This window comes from Pseudolysinimonas sp., assembly GCF_031389465.1.
Classification (GTDB): domain Bacteria; phylum Actinomycetota; class Actinomycetes; order Actinomycetales; family Microbacteriaceae; genus Pseudolysinimonas_A.
Genome location: NZ_JANMSQ010000228.1, coordinates 1 through 16,048 on the forward strand (window position 1 = coordinate 1; position 16,048 = coordinate 16,048).

General features: G+C 68.9%; 14 protein-coding genes. 3 read left to right on the top strand and 11 right to left on the bottom strand.

Annotated features, from left to right (window positions below):
* A partial coding sequence (locus RMO30_RS09110; RefSeq protein WP_309712278.1) for an isocitrate/isopropylmalate family dehydrogenase occupies nucleotides 1-456 on the bottom strand: 456 nt, incomplete at its 3' end.
* A 63-nt stretch (nucleotides 457-519) separates the two neighbouring features.
* Between RMO30_RS09110 and RMO30_RS09115 the strand changes: the two genes are divergently transcribed.
* Both RMO30_RS09115 and RMO30_RS09120 read left to right on the top strand, forming a co-directional pair.
* On the top strand, nucleotides 520-972 hold the full coding sequence (locus tag RMO30_RS09115; protein ID WP_309712281.1) for a GNAT family N-acetyltransferase: 453 nt from the start codon (nucleotides 520-522) through the stop codon (nucleotides 970-972).
* Nucleotides 969-1,283 (top strand): MGMT family protein, encoded by a 315-nt coding sequence (locus RMO30_RS09120; protein ID WP_309712284.1) that lies wholly within the window; start codon nucleotides 969-971, stop codon nucleotides 1,281-1,283. The genes RMO30_RS09115 and RMO30_RS09120 overlap by 4 nt, the downstream gene beginning before the upstream one ends.
* A gap of 121 nt (nucleotides 1,284-1,404) precedes the next feature.
* On the opposite strand, the gene RMO30_RS09125 is transcribed toward RMO30_RS09120, so the two are convergent.
* The 10 genes from RMO30_RS09125 to RMO30_RS09170 form a co-directional block, all read right to left on the bottom strand.
* Entirely contained in the window at nucleotides 1,405-3,210 is a 1,806-nt protein-coding gene (locus tag RMO30_RS09125) for an ABC transporter ATP-binding protein (RefSeq protein ID WP_309712286.1), read from the bottom strand.
* Nucleotides 3,207-5,012 (bottom strand): ABC transporter ATP-binding protein, encoded by a 1,806-nt coding sequence (locus RMO30_RS09130; RefSeq protein ID WP_309712289.1) that lies wholly within the window; start codon nucleotides 5,010-5,012, stop codon nucleotides 3,207-3,209. Before RMO30_RS09130 ends, RMO30_RS09125 begins: the two co-directional genes overlap by 4 nt.
* A gap of 89 nt (nucleotides 5,013-5,101) precedes the next feature.
* Nucleotides 5,102-6,688, bottom strand: a complete 1,587-nt coding sequence (gene purH / locus RMO30_RS09135; protein WP_309712291.1) for a bifunctional phosphoribosylaminoimidazolecarboxamide formyltransferase/IMP cyclohydrolase — start codon at nucleotides 6,686-6,688, stop codon at nucleotides 5,102-5,104.
* A complete protein-coding gene (gene purN, locus RMO30_RS09140) occupies nucleotides 6,685-7,269 on the bottom strand; it encodes a phosphoribosylglycinamide formyltransferase (protein ID WP_309712294.1) in 585 nt (194 codons plus the stop codon). The genes purH and purN overlap by 4 nt, the downstream gene beginning before the upstream one ends.
* 9 nt (nucleotides 7,270-7,278) lie before the next feature.
* Nucleotides 7,279-8,502, bottom strand: a complete 1,224-nt coding sequence (locus RMO30_RS09145) for a DUF6350 family protein (RefSeq protein ID WP_309712298.1) — start codon at nucleotides 8,500-8,502, stop codon at nucleotides 7,279-7,281.
* A gap of 140 nt (nucleotides 8,503-8,642) precedes the next feature.
* Nucleotides 8,643-10,199: an alpha/beta hydrolase gene (locus RMO30_RS09150; protein ID WP_309712301.1), complete on the bottom strand. Its 1,557-nt coding sequence runs from the start codon at nucleotides 10,197-10,199 to the stop codon at nucleotides 8,643-8,645.
* A gap of 25 nt (nucleotides 10,200-10,224) precedes the next feature.
* Nucleotides 10,225-12,645 (bottom strand): phosphoenolpyruvate--protein phosphotransferase, encoded by a 2,421-nt coding sequence (gene ptsP, locus RMO30_RS09155; RefSeq protein WP_309712304.1) that lies wholly within the window; start codon nucleotides 12,643-12,645, stop codon nucleotides 10,225-10,227.
* Entirely contained in the window at nucleotides 12,642-13,301 is a 660-nt protein-coding gene (gene dhaL / locus RMO30_RS09160; protein ID WP_309712306.1) for a dihydroxyacetone kinase subunit DhaL, read from the bottom strand. Before dhaL ends, ptsP begins: the two co-directional genes overlap by 4 nt.
* A 25-nt stretch (nucleotides 13,302-13,326) precedes the next feature.
* Nucleotides 13,327-14,325: a dihydroxyacetone kinase subunit DhaK gene (gene dhaK, locus RMO30_RS09165; RefSeq protein ID WP_309712307.1), complete on the bottom strand. Its 999-nt coding sequence runs from the start codon at nucleotides 14,323-14,325 to the stop codon at nucleotides 13,327-13,329.
* Nucleotides 14,322-15,065: an MIP/aquaporin family protein gene (locus RMO30_RS09170; protein ID WP_309712310.1), complete on the bottom strand. Its 744-nt coding sequence runs from the start codon at nucleotides 15,063-15,065 to the stop codon at nucleotides 14,322-14,324. The genes dhaK and RMO30_RS09170 overlap by 4 nt, the downstream gene beginning before the upstream one ends.
* Before the next feature lie 183 nt (nucleotides 15,066-15,248).
* Here RMO30_RS09170 and RMO30_RS09175 point away from each other — a divergent pair, with 183 nt between their 5' ends.
* Nucleotides 15,249-16,028 carry an IclR family transcriptional regulator gene (locus RMO30_RS09175; protein WP_309712313.1) on the top strand — a complete coding sequence of 260 codons (780 nt, stop codon included), beginning with the start codon at nucleotides 15,249-15,251 and terminating at the stop codon, nucleotides 16,026-16,028.
* Nucleotides 16,029-16,048: the final 20 nt, after the last annotated feature.

Here is a 16,048-nt window from a genome sequence, read left to right on the forward strand (position 1 = left end):
ACGGCCGACGATGATCGGCTTGTTCCAGCCGGGCACGAGGCGCGGGATGTTCGAGATGATGATCGGCTCGCGGAAGATCACGCCGCCGAGGATGTTGCGGATCGTGCCGTTCGGGCTCTTCCACATCTTCTTGAGGCCGAATTCTTCGACCCGGGCCTCGTCGGGGGTGATCGTGGCGCACTTCACGCCGACACCGTGCTTCTGGATGGCGTGGGCCGCGTCGATCGTGACCTGGTCGTCGGTCGCGTCGCGGTGCTCGATGCCGAGGTCGTAGTACTCGAGGGTCACGTCGAGGTAGGGGTGGATGAGGCGGTCCTTGATGAACTGCCAGATGATGCGCGTCATCTCGTCGCCGTCGAGTTCGACGACCGTTCCTTCGACCTTGATCTTCTCGACCACTGTTTTCCTCTCGACGGGTGGCCTTTCGTGGAGGCCGCCGACCAGCCTACCGGGCATGCGAGATATCTTGACGTCGAGATACCCTGACCGCCATGCCAGGAGCGGGTTAGCCTGGACCGCATGGGTGAACTGCGATTGAACGAGCTGAACGCCGAGACCATCTCGGCCGCGAACCGTTTGACGCTCAAGCCAGGCCAGGAGGACTTCCTCGAACCGGAGACGTACACCCACACCGAACAGCAGTTGGACCCCTCCGGGTCGTGGCCCCGGGTCATTCTCGACGACGGCCAGGTGGTCGGGTACATCATGGGCGCGTTCGACGCCGACGCTCCCGAAGAATTTCTGCGCGCGGCGCTGTGGCGCGTCAACGTCTCCGCGGAGGCCCAGGGTCGCGGCGTGGGTCGCTTCGCGATCCAGGCGTTTGCCGACGAAGCCCGCAAGCGCGGGTTCTCGCGGGCGACCGTCGTCTGGGCTGCCGGCGACGCCGGGCCCGGCGCCTTCTTCGAGTCGGTCGGTTTCCGCGTCATCGGGCAGACGCCGTACGGCGAGAACCTGGGCGCGCTCGACCTGTGAGGTCTGCCCCGGCCGCCGAGTTCGCTGAGGCGGTGCTTGAGATCGTCGCCACAATCCCGCCGGGTTACGTGATGACCTATGGGGATGTTGCGGCGGTCCTCGGCTCCCGCGCCGCTCGGGCTGTCGGCAACGTCATGTCCTGGTACGGGTCGGATGTTCCGTGGTGGCGGGTCATCCGCGCGTCGGGGCACGCCGCCACGGGGCACGAGGATCGCGCCCTCGAGCACTTCCGCGGTGAAGGCACACCGCTCATCACCACCGACGACGGTTACCGGGTGAACCTTCGGCTCGCCCGCTACGACCCCGCGTGAACGGGGTCGAGCGAAACCTTCGCGCCGATAGCCCTCATCGAACCCCGACGATTCGTGCCGACTGGCGGGAAAACATCCAAGCACGCGCCAATCGGCACGAATCGAAGGGTTTGGGGCGGGGCTAAACCAGCGAATCGCGCCAGGCGGCATGCAGGCGGGCGAAGCGACCGGTTCCGGCGATCAGGTCGGCCGGCGTGCCGTCTTCGACGATCTTGCCGTGCTCCATGACGAGCACCCGGTCGGCGATCGAGACGGTCGACAGTCGGTGCGCGATGATGATCGCCGTGCGATCGGCGAGGAGGGTGGTGAGACCCTCCTGCACGAGCCGCTCGCTCGGGATGTCGAGCGATGCGGTTGCCTCGTCGAGGATGAGCACGACCGGGTCGGCAAGGAACGCGCGCGCGAACGACAGCAGTTGCCGCTGTCCCGCGGAGACGCGTCCGCCACGCTTGTTGACGTCGGTGTCGTAGCCGTCGGGGAGTTTGTCGATGAAGGTGTCTGCGCCGACGGCGCGCGCGGCCGCGACGATCTCGTCCGGCGTCGCGTCGGGCTTTCCGAGCGCGATGTTCTCGGCGACCGATCCGCTGAACAGGTATGCCTCCTGGGTGACCATCACGATGGCCCGGCGCAGATCTTTCGGGTGGAGGCGCCGCAGGTCGATGCCGTCGAGATCGACGGTGCCGACCGTCGGGTCGTAGAACCGCGCGAGCAGTTTCGCGAGGGTCGACTTGCCTGCGCCGGTCGAGCCGACCAGCGCGACGGTCTGACCCGCCGGGATGGAGAGCGAGAAGTCGGGCAGGACGATGCGGTCGTCGCCGTAGGCAAACCGCACGTCGCGGAAGTCGATCGTTCCCTTCGCGGTCCAGAGGTCGACCGGCGCGACCGGGTCGGGAACGCTCGGTTCCTCTTCGAGCACGCCCGAGATCTTCTCGAGCGCCGCGGAGGCCGATTGGTACGAGTTGTAGAACATCGCCATCTCTTCGGCGGGGTCGAAGAAGCGGTGCACGTAGAGCACGATCGCGAGGAGCGAGCCGATCTCGAGCCCCCCATCGAGCACCCGGAAGCCACCGACCAGCACCACGACGGCGACCGCGGTTCTGCCGATGAGCACGAGGCCCGGGTCGTAGATACCGAACAGTTTGATGACCTTGGCATTGGAATCCCGGTAGTCCTCGACGAGACTCGCGAACTCGCGATCGTTGCGCTGCTCGGTGCGGAACGCCTTGACCGCACGGATACCCGTCATCGTTTCGACGAACTTGACGATGAGGCGAGCCGACGCGACACGGGTCAGTCGGAATCCCCGCTGCGACCGCGTCTGGAACCAGCGAGTGAGCAGCGCGAGCGGCACGAGCGCGCCCACGATGACGAGCGCACTCACCCAGTCGAACACGACGAGCGCGACGCCGATAAAGGCCATGTAGAGCACCCCGCGCACGAGGCCGTTGAGTCCGGAGTCAAGAAGTTCGCGGATCGACTCGAGGTCGCTCGTCTGGCGGGCGATGATGCGCCCCGAGGTATACCTTTCGTGGAACTCGAGGCTCAGCCGTTGCGCATGCAAGAACACGCGCCGCCGCAGGTCGAACAGGATCGCCTGACTGACCCGCGCCGAGAGCATCGTGTACCAGGCGATCAGTACCGCCCCGATCACTCCGGTGGCGAGGTACGCACCGACGGCGACGCCGAGAGGCACGAAGTCGCCGTCGATGGCGGCGGGCAGCCCGGCGTTGATGCCGAGCGCGATGAGCGCCGGCCCGGCCACCTGCGCCGCGGTGCTGATGACGACGACCAACAGCGTGACGATGACGCGCGCACGCACCGGGCGCAACAACGACCCGAGCAGGCGCAACGACCGCGCCCGAATCTGCCGACTCTCGTCGCGGGTGTAGTCGCCGCGCTCTTCGCCTTCGACTCCGGTGACGCTCACTTCTCCACCTCCCGGGGGTTGTCGGGCTCGAGTGACGAGATCACATACCGGTAGTGGTCGTTGGTCGCGAGCAGCTGCGAATGGGTGCCGACCGCGGTGACTTTGCCGTCCTGCAGCAGCGCGACGCGGTCGGCGAGCTGCACGGTGGAGGGCCGGTGCGCCACGATGAGCGCGGTCGTAGTGGCGAGTACGCGACGCAGGGCCGCTTCGACCCGAGCCTCGGTGTCGACGTCAAGCGCCGAGAGCGGGTCATCGAGAACGAGCACCGACGGGGCCGCGGCAACGGCGCGAGCCAGGGCAAGACGTTGACGTTGCCCGCCCGACAGCGAGAGCCCTTCCTCGCCGACAGTGGTGTCTTCGCCCTCGGGCAGCTCGGCCACGAACTCGGCCTGGGCGATCTCAAGAGCCTCCGCCAAAACGGCATCCCCGCCGTCGGTCAGCTCGGGTCGCCCGAGCAGTACGTTGTCGCGCACCGAGGCCGAAAACAGGGTGGCGTCTTCGAACGCCATCGCGATGCGTCGGCGCAGCTCCTCGCGGGTGAGATTGCGGATGTCGACGCCGTCGAGTTTGATCGCCCCGCCCGTGACGTCATAGAGCCGGGTGGTCAGGGCCGTGATCGTGGTCTTGCCTGACCCGGTGAGCCCGACGAGCGCCATCGTCTCGCCGGGTTCGAGGTCGAGGTCGACGCCGTCGACCAGGTCGGGCACGCCCGGCGGGGCATCCTGATAACGAAAGTGCACGTCTTCGAACGTGAGGCGCCCCCGGGGGTCGGTGACGGTGGAGGGGTCGGCCGGGTCGGTGATCGGGTTGGGCGAGTCAAGGACTTCGAAGAGCCGGTCGACGGCTGTGCGGGTGTCGAAGGTCATCGACAGCAGAAAGCCGATCGACTCGATGGGGAAGCGCAGCACCGTCGCCGTCGCGAAGAACGCGACGAGGGCGCCGCTCGTCAGCTGCCCATCGACGACCAGCCACACGCCGGCACCCAGGCAGAGCGCGAACGCGACATCGGGCACGAGCAGCAGCCATAGCCAGATGCTCGCGATCGCCCGGGCCTTGTCGAGTTCGGTACCGCGCAACTGGTCGGCCTGGCGGGTGAACTTCTCGAGGGAGTACTTGCCGCGGCCGAATGCCTTGAGCACCCGGATGCCGTGCACGCTCTCTTCGACCGCGGTCGCGAGGTCGCCCTGCTGGTCTTGCGAGCGCCGGGCGACGATCGAGTACTTCTGCTCGAACACGTAGGCGTAGATCCACAGCGGGATCGAACACACCAGAAAGACGAGCGCGAGCAGCCAGCTCCACAAGAACAGCACGATCGCCCCGACGACGATCATGATGAAGTTCACAATCAGCAACACGAGGCCGAATGAGAGCCACCGGCGAATCAGCCCGAGGTCGCTCATCGCCCGGGAGAGCAACTGGCCGCTCTGCCACTTGTCGTGGAACGCGACAGGCAGGTCTTGCAACTTGGCGTAGAGCGTCGTGCGCAGCGCCGCCTCGACGTGCGTACCGGGGGTCAGCACCAGGAACCGGCGCGCCATGATGAACGCCGCCTCAAGCACGCCGAGCACGAGCACGATGACCGCCGCCGGCCACACCTGTGACGCGTCGCCGCTGGCGAGCGGCCCGTCGACCAGCGACTGCAACACGAGCGGGAGACCGAGCGCCACAAGTCCGGCGAGCAGTGCGGCGACCATCCCGAGGATGATCCGCGGCAGGGCGGGCCGCACGAACGGGAGCACGCGCATCAGGGTGCGCGCGGTCCCGGCGCGCGAGGGCGTCGAGACGGAGAGGGTGTCTGGCATGAGGAAAGAGGTGCCGCCCTGGTGGCAGGGCAGCCTTCCAGCCTAGGTCGCGCGGCGGTCGACCGCCACCGAATCAGTGAAAGAAGCGGTCAGTGGAAGAAGTGTCGTTCTCCGGTGAAGTACATCGTGACGCCTGCCGCCTCGACGGCCGCGATGGTCTCGTCGTCGCGCACCGAACCGCCGGGTTGCACGATCGCCTTCACCCCGGCATCCAGCAAGATCTGCGGCCCGTCTTCGAACGGGAAGAACGCGTCGGATGCCGCCACGCTCCCCTTCGCGCGATCTCCGGCGCGGGCGACGGCCAGCTTGCACGAGTCGACCCGGTTCACCTGCCCCATTCCGACACCGACCGATGCGCCGCCCGAGGCGAGCAGGATCGCGTTCGACTTCACGGCGCGACAAGCCCGCCAGGCGAACTCGAGGTCGGCGAGCGTCCCCTCGTCGGCGGCCGGGCCGGCGGCGAGCTTCCACTGCAGTGCGGGAGTGAACCGGTTGTCGAGTGTCTGCACGAGCAGCCCGCCCGAGATGCGGCGGAACTCGGTGCGCCCGTCGCCGAAGCCCGCGGGAAGCTCGAGGAGCCGCAGGTTGGTCTTGCCGGCGAGAACCTCGAGAGCGCCCGGCTCGAAACCCGGCGCGATGATGACTTCGGTGAAGATCGGCGCAATCGATTCAGCCGCCTCCCGCGTGATCGGACGGTTCGCCGCAATGACGCCCCCGAACGCCGAAACGGGGTCACAGGCGTGCGCGAGGGCGTGTGCCTCGCCGATCGTGGCGGCCGTCGCGATGCCGCACGGGTTGGCGTGCTTGATGATCGCTACCGTCGGGGTTTCGTGGTCGTACGCGGCGCGCACCGCCGCATCCCCGTCGACGTAGTTGTTGTACGACATCTCTTTGCCCTGCACCTGCCGGGCCTGGGCGATTCCGACGCCGTTCGGGCTGGTATAGAGCGCCGCGCGCTGGTGCGAGTTCTCGCCGTAGCGCAGCACGTCGGCGCGCTCCCACGAGGCACCCATCCAGCCGGGAAAGCCGCTACCTTCGTCGTCGGGCGCCAGCACGTTGCCGATCCAGGATGCGACGGCGATGTCGTAGCTGGCCGTGTGCCGGAAGGCCTCGCGCGCCAGCTCGCGGCGCTGAAGCAACGTGGTGCCGCCCGCGGTGAGCGCATCCACGATGTCGCCGTAGCGCGCCGGGTCGGTGACGACGGCGACGTTCGCGTGGTTCTTCGCGCTCGCCCGCACCATCGCCGGGCCGCCGATGTCGATCTGCTCGACCACCGCATCCGGTTCGGCTCCCGACGCGACCGTCGCCGCAAACGGGTAGAGGTTGATCACGGCGAGCTCGAACGGCTCGATCTCGAAGGTCGCCAGCTCGGTCTCGTGCGACTCGAGCCGCAGGTCGGCGAGCAAGCCCGAGTGCACCTTGGGGTGCAGGGTGCGTACGCGGCCGTCGAGGTGCTCCGGGAATCCGGTGAGGTCGCCGATCTGGGTCACCGGGATGCCTGCCGCCGCGATCGCCGCCGACGTTCCGCCGGTGGAGACGATCTCGACGCCCGCATCGGCGAGTGCCTGCGCCAGTTCGACGAGTCCGGTCTTGTCGCTCACCGCGACGATCGCGCGCTTGATCGGCACGAGGTCGCGCTCGCGGTACAGGGACGAGTCGATAGCGGGGCCGCTCATAGTTCCTTCAAGTCGATGTGGGAGTTGGCGATGTCGAGAACGACCTGCACGAGCAGTTCGCGTTCGACGAGCTTGATGCGATCATGCAGCCGCGCCTCGGTGTCGCCGGGCAGCACGGGCACCCGCTGCTGCGCGACGACGGGGCCGGTGTCGACGCCGTTGTCGACGACGATCACCGACGCTCCGGTTTCGGAAACCCTGGCGGCGATCGCGTCCCGCACACCGTGCGCGCCGGGGAACTCAGGAAGGTAGGCGGGGTGGGTGTTCAGCAGGTTCGGGGCGAGCGCGGTCACCACCGTGGGCGGCAACAGCCGCATGAAGCCAGAGAGGATGACGAGGTCGGCATCCCACTGCCGCACCTGGGCAAGTAGTTCGACGCCCCACTCCTCGCGCGTCGCAAACGCACCGAACGGCACGACGAAAGTCGGGATGCCGTGCTCCTCGCCGTGCGCGAGGCCGTCAGCGTCGCGGTCGGCCCCGATCGCGACGACCCGGGCGGGGAACTCGGCGTCTTCGCTCGCCTCGAGCAGGGCGCGGAGGTTGCTCCCGCCCCCGGAGATGAGGACGACGAGCCGGAGCACCCGCCCAGCCTACCGATGCGCGCGGGAGTCCCTCAGCCGGGAGGGCAGTCGGGATGCCGCCGCCAGCCCGATTCCGATCGCGACCGCGAACTCGGCCGTCGCGGCGAGCCCGACCGCGATCGGGTCGGGCCCGACCTCGACGAGCCGCCCGGGTCCCGCCGCGCCGCCGGAGGCCGCCGCGAGGAATCCCGACAGCAGGCCACCGACGATCCCGCCACCGACCGCAACTCCGAGCACGGTGAGCGGTCCGAGGTACCCGAGCGTCCGGGCGAGCGCGGAACGCACCGCGACCCCGACGAGGAACCCGGCGATGACGGGCACGAGCACTCCCGCAAATCCGAACGCCGAATCCCCCGTCGGCAGCGCCCCGAAGATCGGAAGGGCCGGAATCGGCCCGAGTGCCGTGCCGACCGGTGAGACGTGCGACCCGGCGCCGATCGCGAAGCCCGGTCCGACCAGCCAGGCGACCGCCCAGAGCACCAGGTTGGGCAGCACGGCGAGTTGCCCGGCGGTGAGCGCGACACCGCCGACGACTTCGGTGTGCAGGGCCTCGTAGAGCCCGATCATGTCGGGGAACCGCACCACGAAGAGCACGGCGACCAGCACCGCAGCGACGGCGACGGTGAGCGCGACGGCCCCGACCCCGGCGCGGAGAGCAGCTCCGGCGGCGGCACGCAGCCCGGGCGATCGATCCTCCAGCCAGTCTCCCCAGCGGTCGCGATCGCCCGCGCGACGCGCACGCAGCACCCCGATGATGACGCCCGCGCCGAAGATTGCCCCCGGCAGGATGAGCCCCTGCACGAGCGACGGCCGCGCGGCTACGTGAAGCGCTGTCGCGGTGACTCCCAGCGACGCGGCGGCGAACACGGCGACCGCAGTCAGGGTGCCGAGCATCCGGTGGCCGGTCTCGGCGATCCGACTGCCCGCGCGCGCGCCGAGCAGCAGGGTGAGGAGCGCGAACCCGAGCAGCGCGATGGTGACCTTCACCGGGTCGCCGGCTGCCGGCAGCCCGAGCGCCGTCGCGAGCGGCGGGTCGAGGGTGAAGACCACGTCGACGCCGTGCCCGAGCAGCCAGACGTCGACCGCGGCCCGCCAGAACACCGTCCATTCGGGCGCAAAACCGAAGTGCGCGGCCCAGACGATCGTGAGCGGCACGAGCGGAATCGCGACCCCGATCGCGAGCACGAGAAGCGACTCGAGCCCCGCGAAGAGCATCGTCAGTCGCCGGGTCACGGCCCGACCCTATCCCGCTGTCGTCTGCTTTCCGTTTTCAGGAATCGGAGTGGCTGGAGTGGCGGATGCTCGGTTCTGAGGTCTCGCGGGGTGACTCCAGCCACTTCTGCCCCACAACTTCCTGAAAACGGAAAGTCACCTCAGCACATCGGGTCGGTGCTCGGCACCTCGCCACGGAGGAAGTAGGCATCCACCGCGTCGTCGACACACGCGACGCCACCCGCGTAGATGGTGTGGCCTTCGCCCTCGTAGGTGATGAGCACGCCGCTCGAGAGCTGCTGCGCGAGCGACACCGCCTGCGAGTACGGGGTCGCCGGGTCGTTCGTCGTGCCGACGACGAGGATCGGCGGGGCGCCCTCGGCGGAGTACGAGGTCGGCATCTCGGCGGCCGGGTACGGCCAGTTCGAGCACGTCACGTCGAGGGCGACGTAGTCGTCGAGCGCCGTCGCGAAGCCGAGGAACGGAGCCCTCTGGTCGATGACCGCGAGGCCTTCGAGCGGGGTCACGCCGTCAGTACCCAGGGTTCCCTCGTTGCAGGTGACGGCCGTGTAGATGTCGTAGCCGTTGCCGTCGTAGAACGGCCCCGGGCTGCGGCCGTTGTAGTCGTCGGCGCTCTCAAAGGTGAGTTCGGCATCCCCGGCGTCGAGGTCGGCAAGCATCTGCACGAGCCGCGACCAGAGCGACTGACTGTAGAGGTTCTGGATGAGCCCGGTGCCGATCGTCGCAGTGTCGAGCACCCGCCCGTCGCTCGAAGTGAGGCCGTCGTCGCCCGCGTCGAGGATGAGGTTCTCGGTCTGCTGCATCGCCGACTCAACGCTGCCGCGGAACGGGCAGTCGCCGCTGCCGAAGCAGTATTCGAGGAACGCGCGGTAGGCGCTCTCGAATCCAGCCATCTGGGTGGCCAGGGCATCCAGGTCTCCGACGAGCGGATCGACCGCCCCGTCGAGCACCATGCGGCCGACCTTTTCGGGGAAGAGCTCGGCGTAGACCGCTCCGAGGTAGGTGCCGTACGAGTAGCCGAGGTAGGTCAGCTTCTCGTCGCCGAGCACCGCGCGCATGACATCCATGTCGCGGGCGACGCTCGCGGCGTCGAGGTTGCCGAGCAGGTCGCCGGTGTTCTCGACACAGGAGTCGACCCAATCGGTCTGAAGCACCGTCAGCTCGTCGATCCAGGCCTGCGTGCCGTAGTCGGCATCGAAGGTGTCGTAGAGCAGCGCGTCTTTGTCGGCCGGGTCGGTGTAACACTCGATGCCCGTCGACTGACCGACCCCCCGGGGGTCGAAGCCGATGATGTCGTAGTTCGCGAGCACGTCGCCGGTAACGATGTAGGCCGCCGAGTAGGCGACGAAGTCGTAGCCGGACCCGCCGGGGCCACCTGGGTTCATCAGCATCGAGCCCATCGAGTCGCCGGTCGCGTTGTGCCGAGCGACGGCGAGTTCGATCGTCTCGCCCGTCGGGTCGTCCCAGTCGAGCGGCACGGTTACCGTGGTCTCGTCGACCCGGTTACCGAGGTCGTACCAGGTGAGGTCCTGCTTGTAGAAGACCTCGAGGTCGGGATCGACCGACTCGTCGGTCGAGGTGTTGACGGTCTGCGTGCCTCCTCCCCCACCGGGGAAGGTGAAAGGAAAGCAGCCGGAGAGCAGCACCGCACTCGTGGCGAGTAGGGCGGTAAGCGGCAGGATGCGGCGGATGAACATGCGAGACCCCTCGGGACGACTGGGGTCAGCCTACCGAGGCAGCCTCGAGGGCGGATTTCGCCGCAGCGCGCGCTTCGGAGGCTGTCGACGCGGCAAGCGCGACCTCCGCGAGTCGGACGCACTCGGCCCGAGTGAGGGATCCGAGCACCTCGGCTACGGCGGACATCGCGCGCGGCGTCATCGACAGCGAACCGACGCCGAGGCCGACGAACACGACGGCCAGCAGCGGATCAGCGGCCGCCTCTCCGCACACCCCGACCGGGGTGCCGGTGCGCTCGCCGGCACGGCAGACGTCGGCCACCAACTGCAACACGGCCGGCTGCCAGGGGTCGTTGAGGTCGGCGAGCTCACCGATCATGCGGTCGGCCGCCATCGTGTACTGGGTCAGGTCGTTGGTACCGATGCTGACGAAGTCGACGGCGCCCAGAAGGTCGTCGGCGCGGAGCGCGGCCGCCGGCGTCTCGATCATGATCCCGGCCGACGCCAGACCGACCGCTCGGCAGCGCGCGACGACGTCACGGGCTTCGTCGAGCGTCGCGACCATCGGCGCCATCACCTGCACGTCGGCCGTCTCCCCAGCGGCGGCTTCGGCGATCGCGGCGAGTTGTTCGTTGAGCACCTCGGGTCGGCGGCGCGCGGTACGCAGCCCGCGCACCCCGAGAGCGGGGTTCTCTTCCGCGTCAGCCGTGAGGAAGGGCAGGGGTTTGTCGGCGCCGGCGTCGAGGGTGCGCACGACGACCTTGCGCCCGGGGAAGGCCGCGAACACTGCGCGGTACGCCTCGACCTGCTCGGCGCGACCAGGAGCATCCGCGCGATCGAGGAACAGGAACTCGCTGCGGAACAACCCCACCCCCTCGGCTCCCGCCTCGGCGGCAGCTTCGGCTCCGCGCGCGTCGCCGATGTTGGCGAGCAACGCAACCGGATGACCGTCCCGCGTCGCTCCAGGTGCGTCGAGCCGCACCGGTCGGGCCGCGGCGGCCTCGGCGGCGACCGCCGCGACGGTGGCGGCGTCAGGATTGGGCCGCACCTCCCCGGTACTGCCGTCAACGAGCACGATGGTGCCTTCGGGGATGTCGAGCGCGCCGGTCGCGGCGACGACGGCGGGAATTCCGAGCGATCGGGCGATGATCGCCGTGTGCGAGGTCGGGCCGCCCTCCTCGGTGACGAGTGCCGTGACCGTCGCCGGGTCGAGGGTCGCCGTATCGGCGGGGGCGAGGTCGCGGGCGACCAGGACGAAGGGTTCTGCGCGGTCGGGCACGCCGCCGAGCATCTGCCCGGTCAGGGCGGCAACCACCCGGTTACGCACATCCCGCACATCGGCCGCACGCTCCGCGATCCGGCCACCGAGTGCCGAGAGAGTCTCGGCGACCTCAGCGGCGGCATCCCAGACGGCACGCGGCGCCGAGGTGCCGTCATCGACGATCGACGCGGCAGCGGGATCGAGAAGCGCGGGGTCGCGCGCCATCAGCGCCGTCGCAGTGAGGATGCCGCGGGCCTCGCCCCGCGCCGCGGCGGCGCGGGCCTCGAGGTCGCCGGCCACCTGGGCCGCTGCGTCGCGAAGCCGCGCAACTTCGGCAGCACGGGCATGGGTGACCAGGGCACGCCCGCGGTCGGGTTCGCCGACGGTGGAACTGAGGTGGACGACCGGTCCGATCGCCCGGCCGGCGCTCACCCCTACCGGGCGACGGGGGTCGGCCCTGGTTGGCGCCTCGGCTGCGGGCTCGGTGTCTCGTTCGCCGAACCCATCGATGACGAGCGCGACGACGCGGTCGAGTTCCGCCCGGGCCGCAGGAGCGGCCGAGATCTCGATCTCGTCGCCGCAACGGGCGCCGAGCGAGAGGAGGGCGGTGGGGCTCGCGGCGTTCGCGAGCGCGCCCGTGCGGGTCACCCGGATCGCGACGTCGGCCGAACGTACGGCGGTAGCGACGAGGGCTGCAGGGCGAACGTGGAGGCCGAGCGGGTTGACGAGGGTCGCGCGTTCGACGATTCGATCGGCCCCTATAGCCGCAGAGCTCGGGGCCGGCATCGCCGATTGTCCGATCTGCCCGCGCTTGGGTGCCAGCGCCGACTCCGCCTCGGCGGCGACCTCGGTGAGGGTCGCACCTCCCGACGCGCGCACGACGGCCGCGAGGAGCCCCTCGACGAAGGGCGCCGCCGACAGACGCACCTCTACGGCAGAAGCGGTCAATTCGAGGGCGAGCTCGGCGCTCAGCACGGCCGAGCCGAGGTCCATGAGCACGAGCACACCATCGGTGTCGGCGAGAGCGTCGATGGCGGCCGCGACCCGGGTTGCATCGGTGCCGATGATGGGCGAGCCATCCTTCTCGGTGCCCGCACCCGCGGCAACGAGCACGCGGGGGGCCTCCGTCGGCACCATTTGCAGGGCGAGGCGGACGGCCGCCTCGGCCAGCTGCAGGCTGTGCGAGACGGCGACGATGCCGATCACGTCACGAACTCCGAAAGGACGTCGGCGAGCGTCCGCATCAGCAGCGCGCTCGAGGCCGAGCCCGGGTCGAGATGACCCGCACTCCGCTCGCCCAGGTAGCTGGCACGGCCCTTTCGGGCAACCAGGGGCTCGGTCGCGTCGCGACCGGCCTCCGCGGCATCGGCGGCGACCTCGGCCGCCGCAGCGATCGGGGTTCCGTCGGCGAGCGCCGCGTCGAAGGCGTCGAGGGCCGGGGCGAGAGCGTCGAACATCGTCTTGTCTCCCGCCTCGGCCTTGCCGCGCGCGACGATTCCGTCGAGCCCGGCCCGGAGGGCGGCCGCGAGCGCCGCGCCGTCGAATTCGGCGACGGCGCCCGCGGTCATGCCCATCCGAAGGAAGAAGGTTCCGTACAGCGGCCCGCTCGCTCCGCCGACCGAGGTGACCAGGGTCATCCCGACCGACTTGAACAGCTCGTCTGCAGTGGACGGCGTCGATGTCTCGAGCTTGTCCATGACGGCGGCCATGCCGCGCGCCATGTTGGCCCCGTGGTCGGCGTCGCCGATCGCGGAGTCGAGTTCGGTCAGGTAGGCCCGTTGTTCCGTCACCTCGGTGCGGAACAACTCGAGCCACTTCACCAGAGCGTCGAGAGGAATCGTGCCGTTCATGTTCTTCGCCATCGTCCTTCGTGTTTCGCGGTGCCGGTCAGGCGCCCCAGCGGAGTCCGCCGGTGACGACGGGAGCATCCCACAACTTCAGGATCTCATCGTCGGCGTTCAGCACGGTGACCGAGCAGCCAGCCATGTCGAGCGAGGTGATGTAGTTGCCCACGAGCGTGCGGGCGACCTTCACCCCGGCCTTCTCCAGCAGCTTCGCGACCTCGCCGTACATCAGGTAGAGCTCGATGAGTGGCGAGCCTCCCATGCCGTTGAGCATCACGATCGACGGGCCCGAAGTGAAGTCGAGGTCGGCGAGGATCGGTTCGACGAGCTGCGCGGCGATCTCGCGAGCGCCGGCGAGCGGGACGCGGTGGCGGCCCGGTTCACCGTGGATGCCCACGCCGATCTCCATCATGTCGTCGGGCAGGTCGAAGGTCGGCTTGCCTGCGGCGGGAACCGTGCAGCTGGTGAGCGCCATGCCCATCGAGCGGCCGGAGCCGTTGATCTTCTCGGCGAGGGCGAGCACGGCTTTCAGGTCGCGCCCCTCCTCCGCCGCCGCGCCGACGATCTTCTCGAGCAACACGGTGACGCCCACCCCACGACGGCCTGCCGTCCAGGTGGAGTCCTGCACCGCGACGTCGTCGTTGGTGACGATCGTCGCGACCTCGACGCCCGACTCCGAGGCAGCGAGCTCGCCCGCCATCTCGAAGTTCATGACGTCGCCCGTGTAGTTCTTCACGATGTGGAGCACGCCGGCCCCGCGATCGGCGACCTTGGTCGCCTCCTGCATCTGGTCGGGCGTCGGGGAGGTGAAGACCTCTCCAGCGCACGCCGCGTCGAGCATCCCGGTGCCGACGAAGCCGCCGTGCAGCGGTTCGTGGCCGGAGCCGCCACCCGAGATGAGCGCCACCTTGCCGTCGGCCTTGGGAATCGCCCGGTAGACGATGCGGTTCGTGAAGTCGACGCGCAGGTCGCTGTGGGCTGCGGCGATACCCGCAAGGGCGTCGGCGAGCACAGCCTCAGGATCGTTGATCAGCTTCTTCATGCGGGCACGCTCTCCTTCTTCTCCGCGGCCTTGTCGGCGGCGGTCTTCGAGATCAGGCCGAACAGCAGCGCGGCGGCAACGCCGGCGAGCAGTTCCGCCGCGATGTAGACCGGGTACTGCTCCCACCGAACTTCGCCGCCGAGGAGCTGCTGAATCAGCATGGGGCCGGTGGTGCGGGCCGGGTTGATCGAGGCCCCGGTCGCGGGTGCGACCGGGATGATCGCCGCGAAGACGACGAGACCGATGACGATTCCGGCGAATCCGGATGCCGCCTTGCGGTGGATCACGCCGAACACCGTGAACACCAGGATGAACGTGCCGACGAACTCGGCCGTGAACGCCTGGTACCACGGGATGTCTCCGTAGGCGGCGACGCCGAGACCGGCTTCGCTCGCCGGCATCCCGAGAACTCCGACGATCGCCAGCGCACCGACGGTTGCACCGAGCACCTGAGCGATCAGGTAGCCGGGAACTTCTCTCCACGGAAACTTGCCCGACACCGCGAGGCCGAGGGTCACCGCGGGGTTGATGTGGTTGCCGGAAATGTAGCCGAACGTGTAGACGGTGGCTACGACGATGGTGCCGAAGGCAAGCGAGATCACGCCGAGTTCTGCGCCGGTGAACGGTTCTCCGCCGCGCGCGAGCGCGAGGGCCGGCACTGAGCCGACTCCGACGAAGACCAGGAACGCCGTGCCGAGGAACTCCGCTGCAAGCTTTTGCCACATGCGGTTCTCATCCATATGTACTCCTTTGGACATGCGGGGTTAGGGGTGTCGATGCGGTCTCCCGCGACGTCCCACCTTTGGAACACCATTCGACAATGTCGAATATGCTGCAGAAACACCGTGACGTCAAGAGTCGATTTCGAACGAGCAACGTCCTTGTCGCACGCATAATGGAATCCACCCAAGGAAGGGGCGGCGTTGATCCAGGCGATCGATCGAGCAGCTAACGTGCTGCGGCTGCTCCAAGGCGCCCGCCACTTGCGGATCAGCGAACTCGCCGCCGCCCTCGACCTTCCCCCGTCGACCGTCCACGGCATCGTCAAGTCGCTGCGCGAACACGGCCTCGTCGCGAAGGAACGCGGCTCCGATCGCTACATGCTCGGCCCCGCCTTACTGAAACTCAGCAACGTCTACCTCGACACCCTCGACGTGCGGGCCCGGGCGATGCGCTGGACTCGTGAGCTGGCCCGCCGCACCGGTCTCGCCGTGCGACTCGGCGCCGAGCTGTTCGACGAGGTCATCATCATCCATCACAACCGCCGGCCCGACGGCAGTCAGCAGATGCTCGAAACCGGCCTCACGATTCCCGCCCACGCCTCCGCGATGGGAAAGGTGCTGCTCGCCTACGACGCCGACTACGCCGCCGAAGTGCTCGGCAAAGAGCTGCGCAGCCTCACCGGAGACACCATCACGGATGCCGCCAAGCTCGCGCTCCTGCTCCCGCAGATCACGGCGCGCGGTCTAGCCACCGAACAAGACGAGGCGGTGCTCGGCGAGTCGTCGGTCGCGGCGCCGGTTTCGGATGCCAGCGGCAACGTGATCGCGGCGGTCGCCGTCGTGCTGCCGACGAGCGAATGGCCCCCGGAGGATCCGGTGCTCAACGACCTCCGGGAGACCGCGCGCACCATCTCGCGCGAACTCGGCTCGTCGTCGTGGCCGCCGCAACCGCCCGAACGCCAACCCGACGACGACATCTGAGCCGTGTGGCTCGCTTCGTG

What these genes read in the sequence shown, in the direction of transcription:
- RMO30_RS09130 (WP_309712289.1), bottom strand. Translation starts at nt 5,012, where the DNA reads ATGCCAGACACCCTCTCCGTCTCGACGCCCTCGCGCGCCGGGACCGCG.
- RMO30_RS09115 (WP_309712281.1), top strand. Translation starts at nt 520, where the DNA reads ATGGGTGAACTGCGATTGAACGAGCTGAACGCCGAGACCATCTCGGCC.
- dhaL (WP_309712306.1), bottom strand. Translation starts at nt 13,301, where the DNA reads ATGGCGAAGAACATGAACGGCACGATTCCTCTCGACGCTCTGGTGAAG.
- RMO30_RS09170 (WP_309712310.1), bottom strand. Translation starts at nt 15,065, where the DNA reads ATGGATGAGAACCGCATGTGGCAAAAGCTTGCAGCGGAGTTCCTCGGC.
- RMO30_RS09150 (WP_309712301.1), bottom strand. Translation starts at nt 10,199, where the DNA reads ATGTTCATCCGCCGCATCCTGCCGCTTACCGCCCTACTCGCCACGAGT.
- dhaK (WP_309712307.1), bottom strand. Translation starts at nt 14,325, where the DNA reads ATGAAGAAGCTGATCAACGATCCTGAGGCTGTGCTCGCCGACGCCCTT.
- purH (WP_309712291.1), bottom strand. Translation starts at nt 6,688, where the DNA reads ATGAGCGGCCCCGCTATCGACTCGTCCCTGTACCGCGAGCGCGACCTC.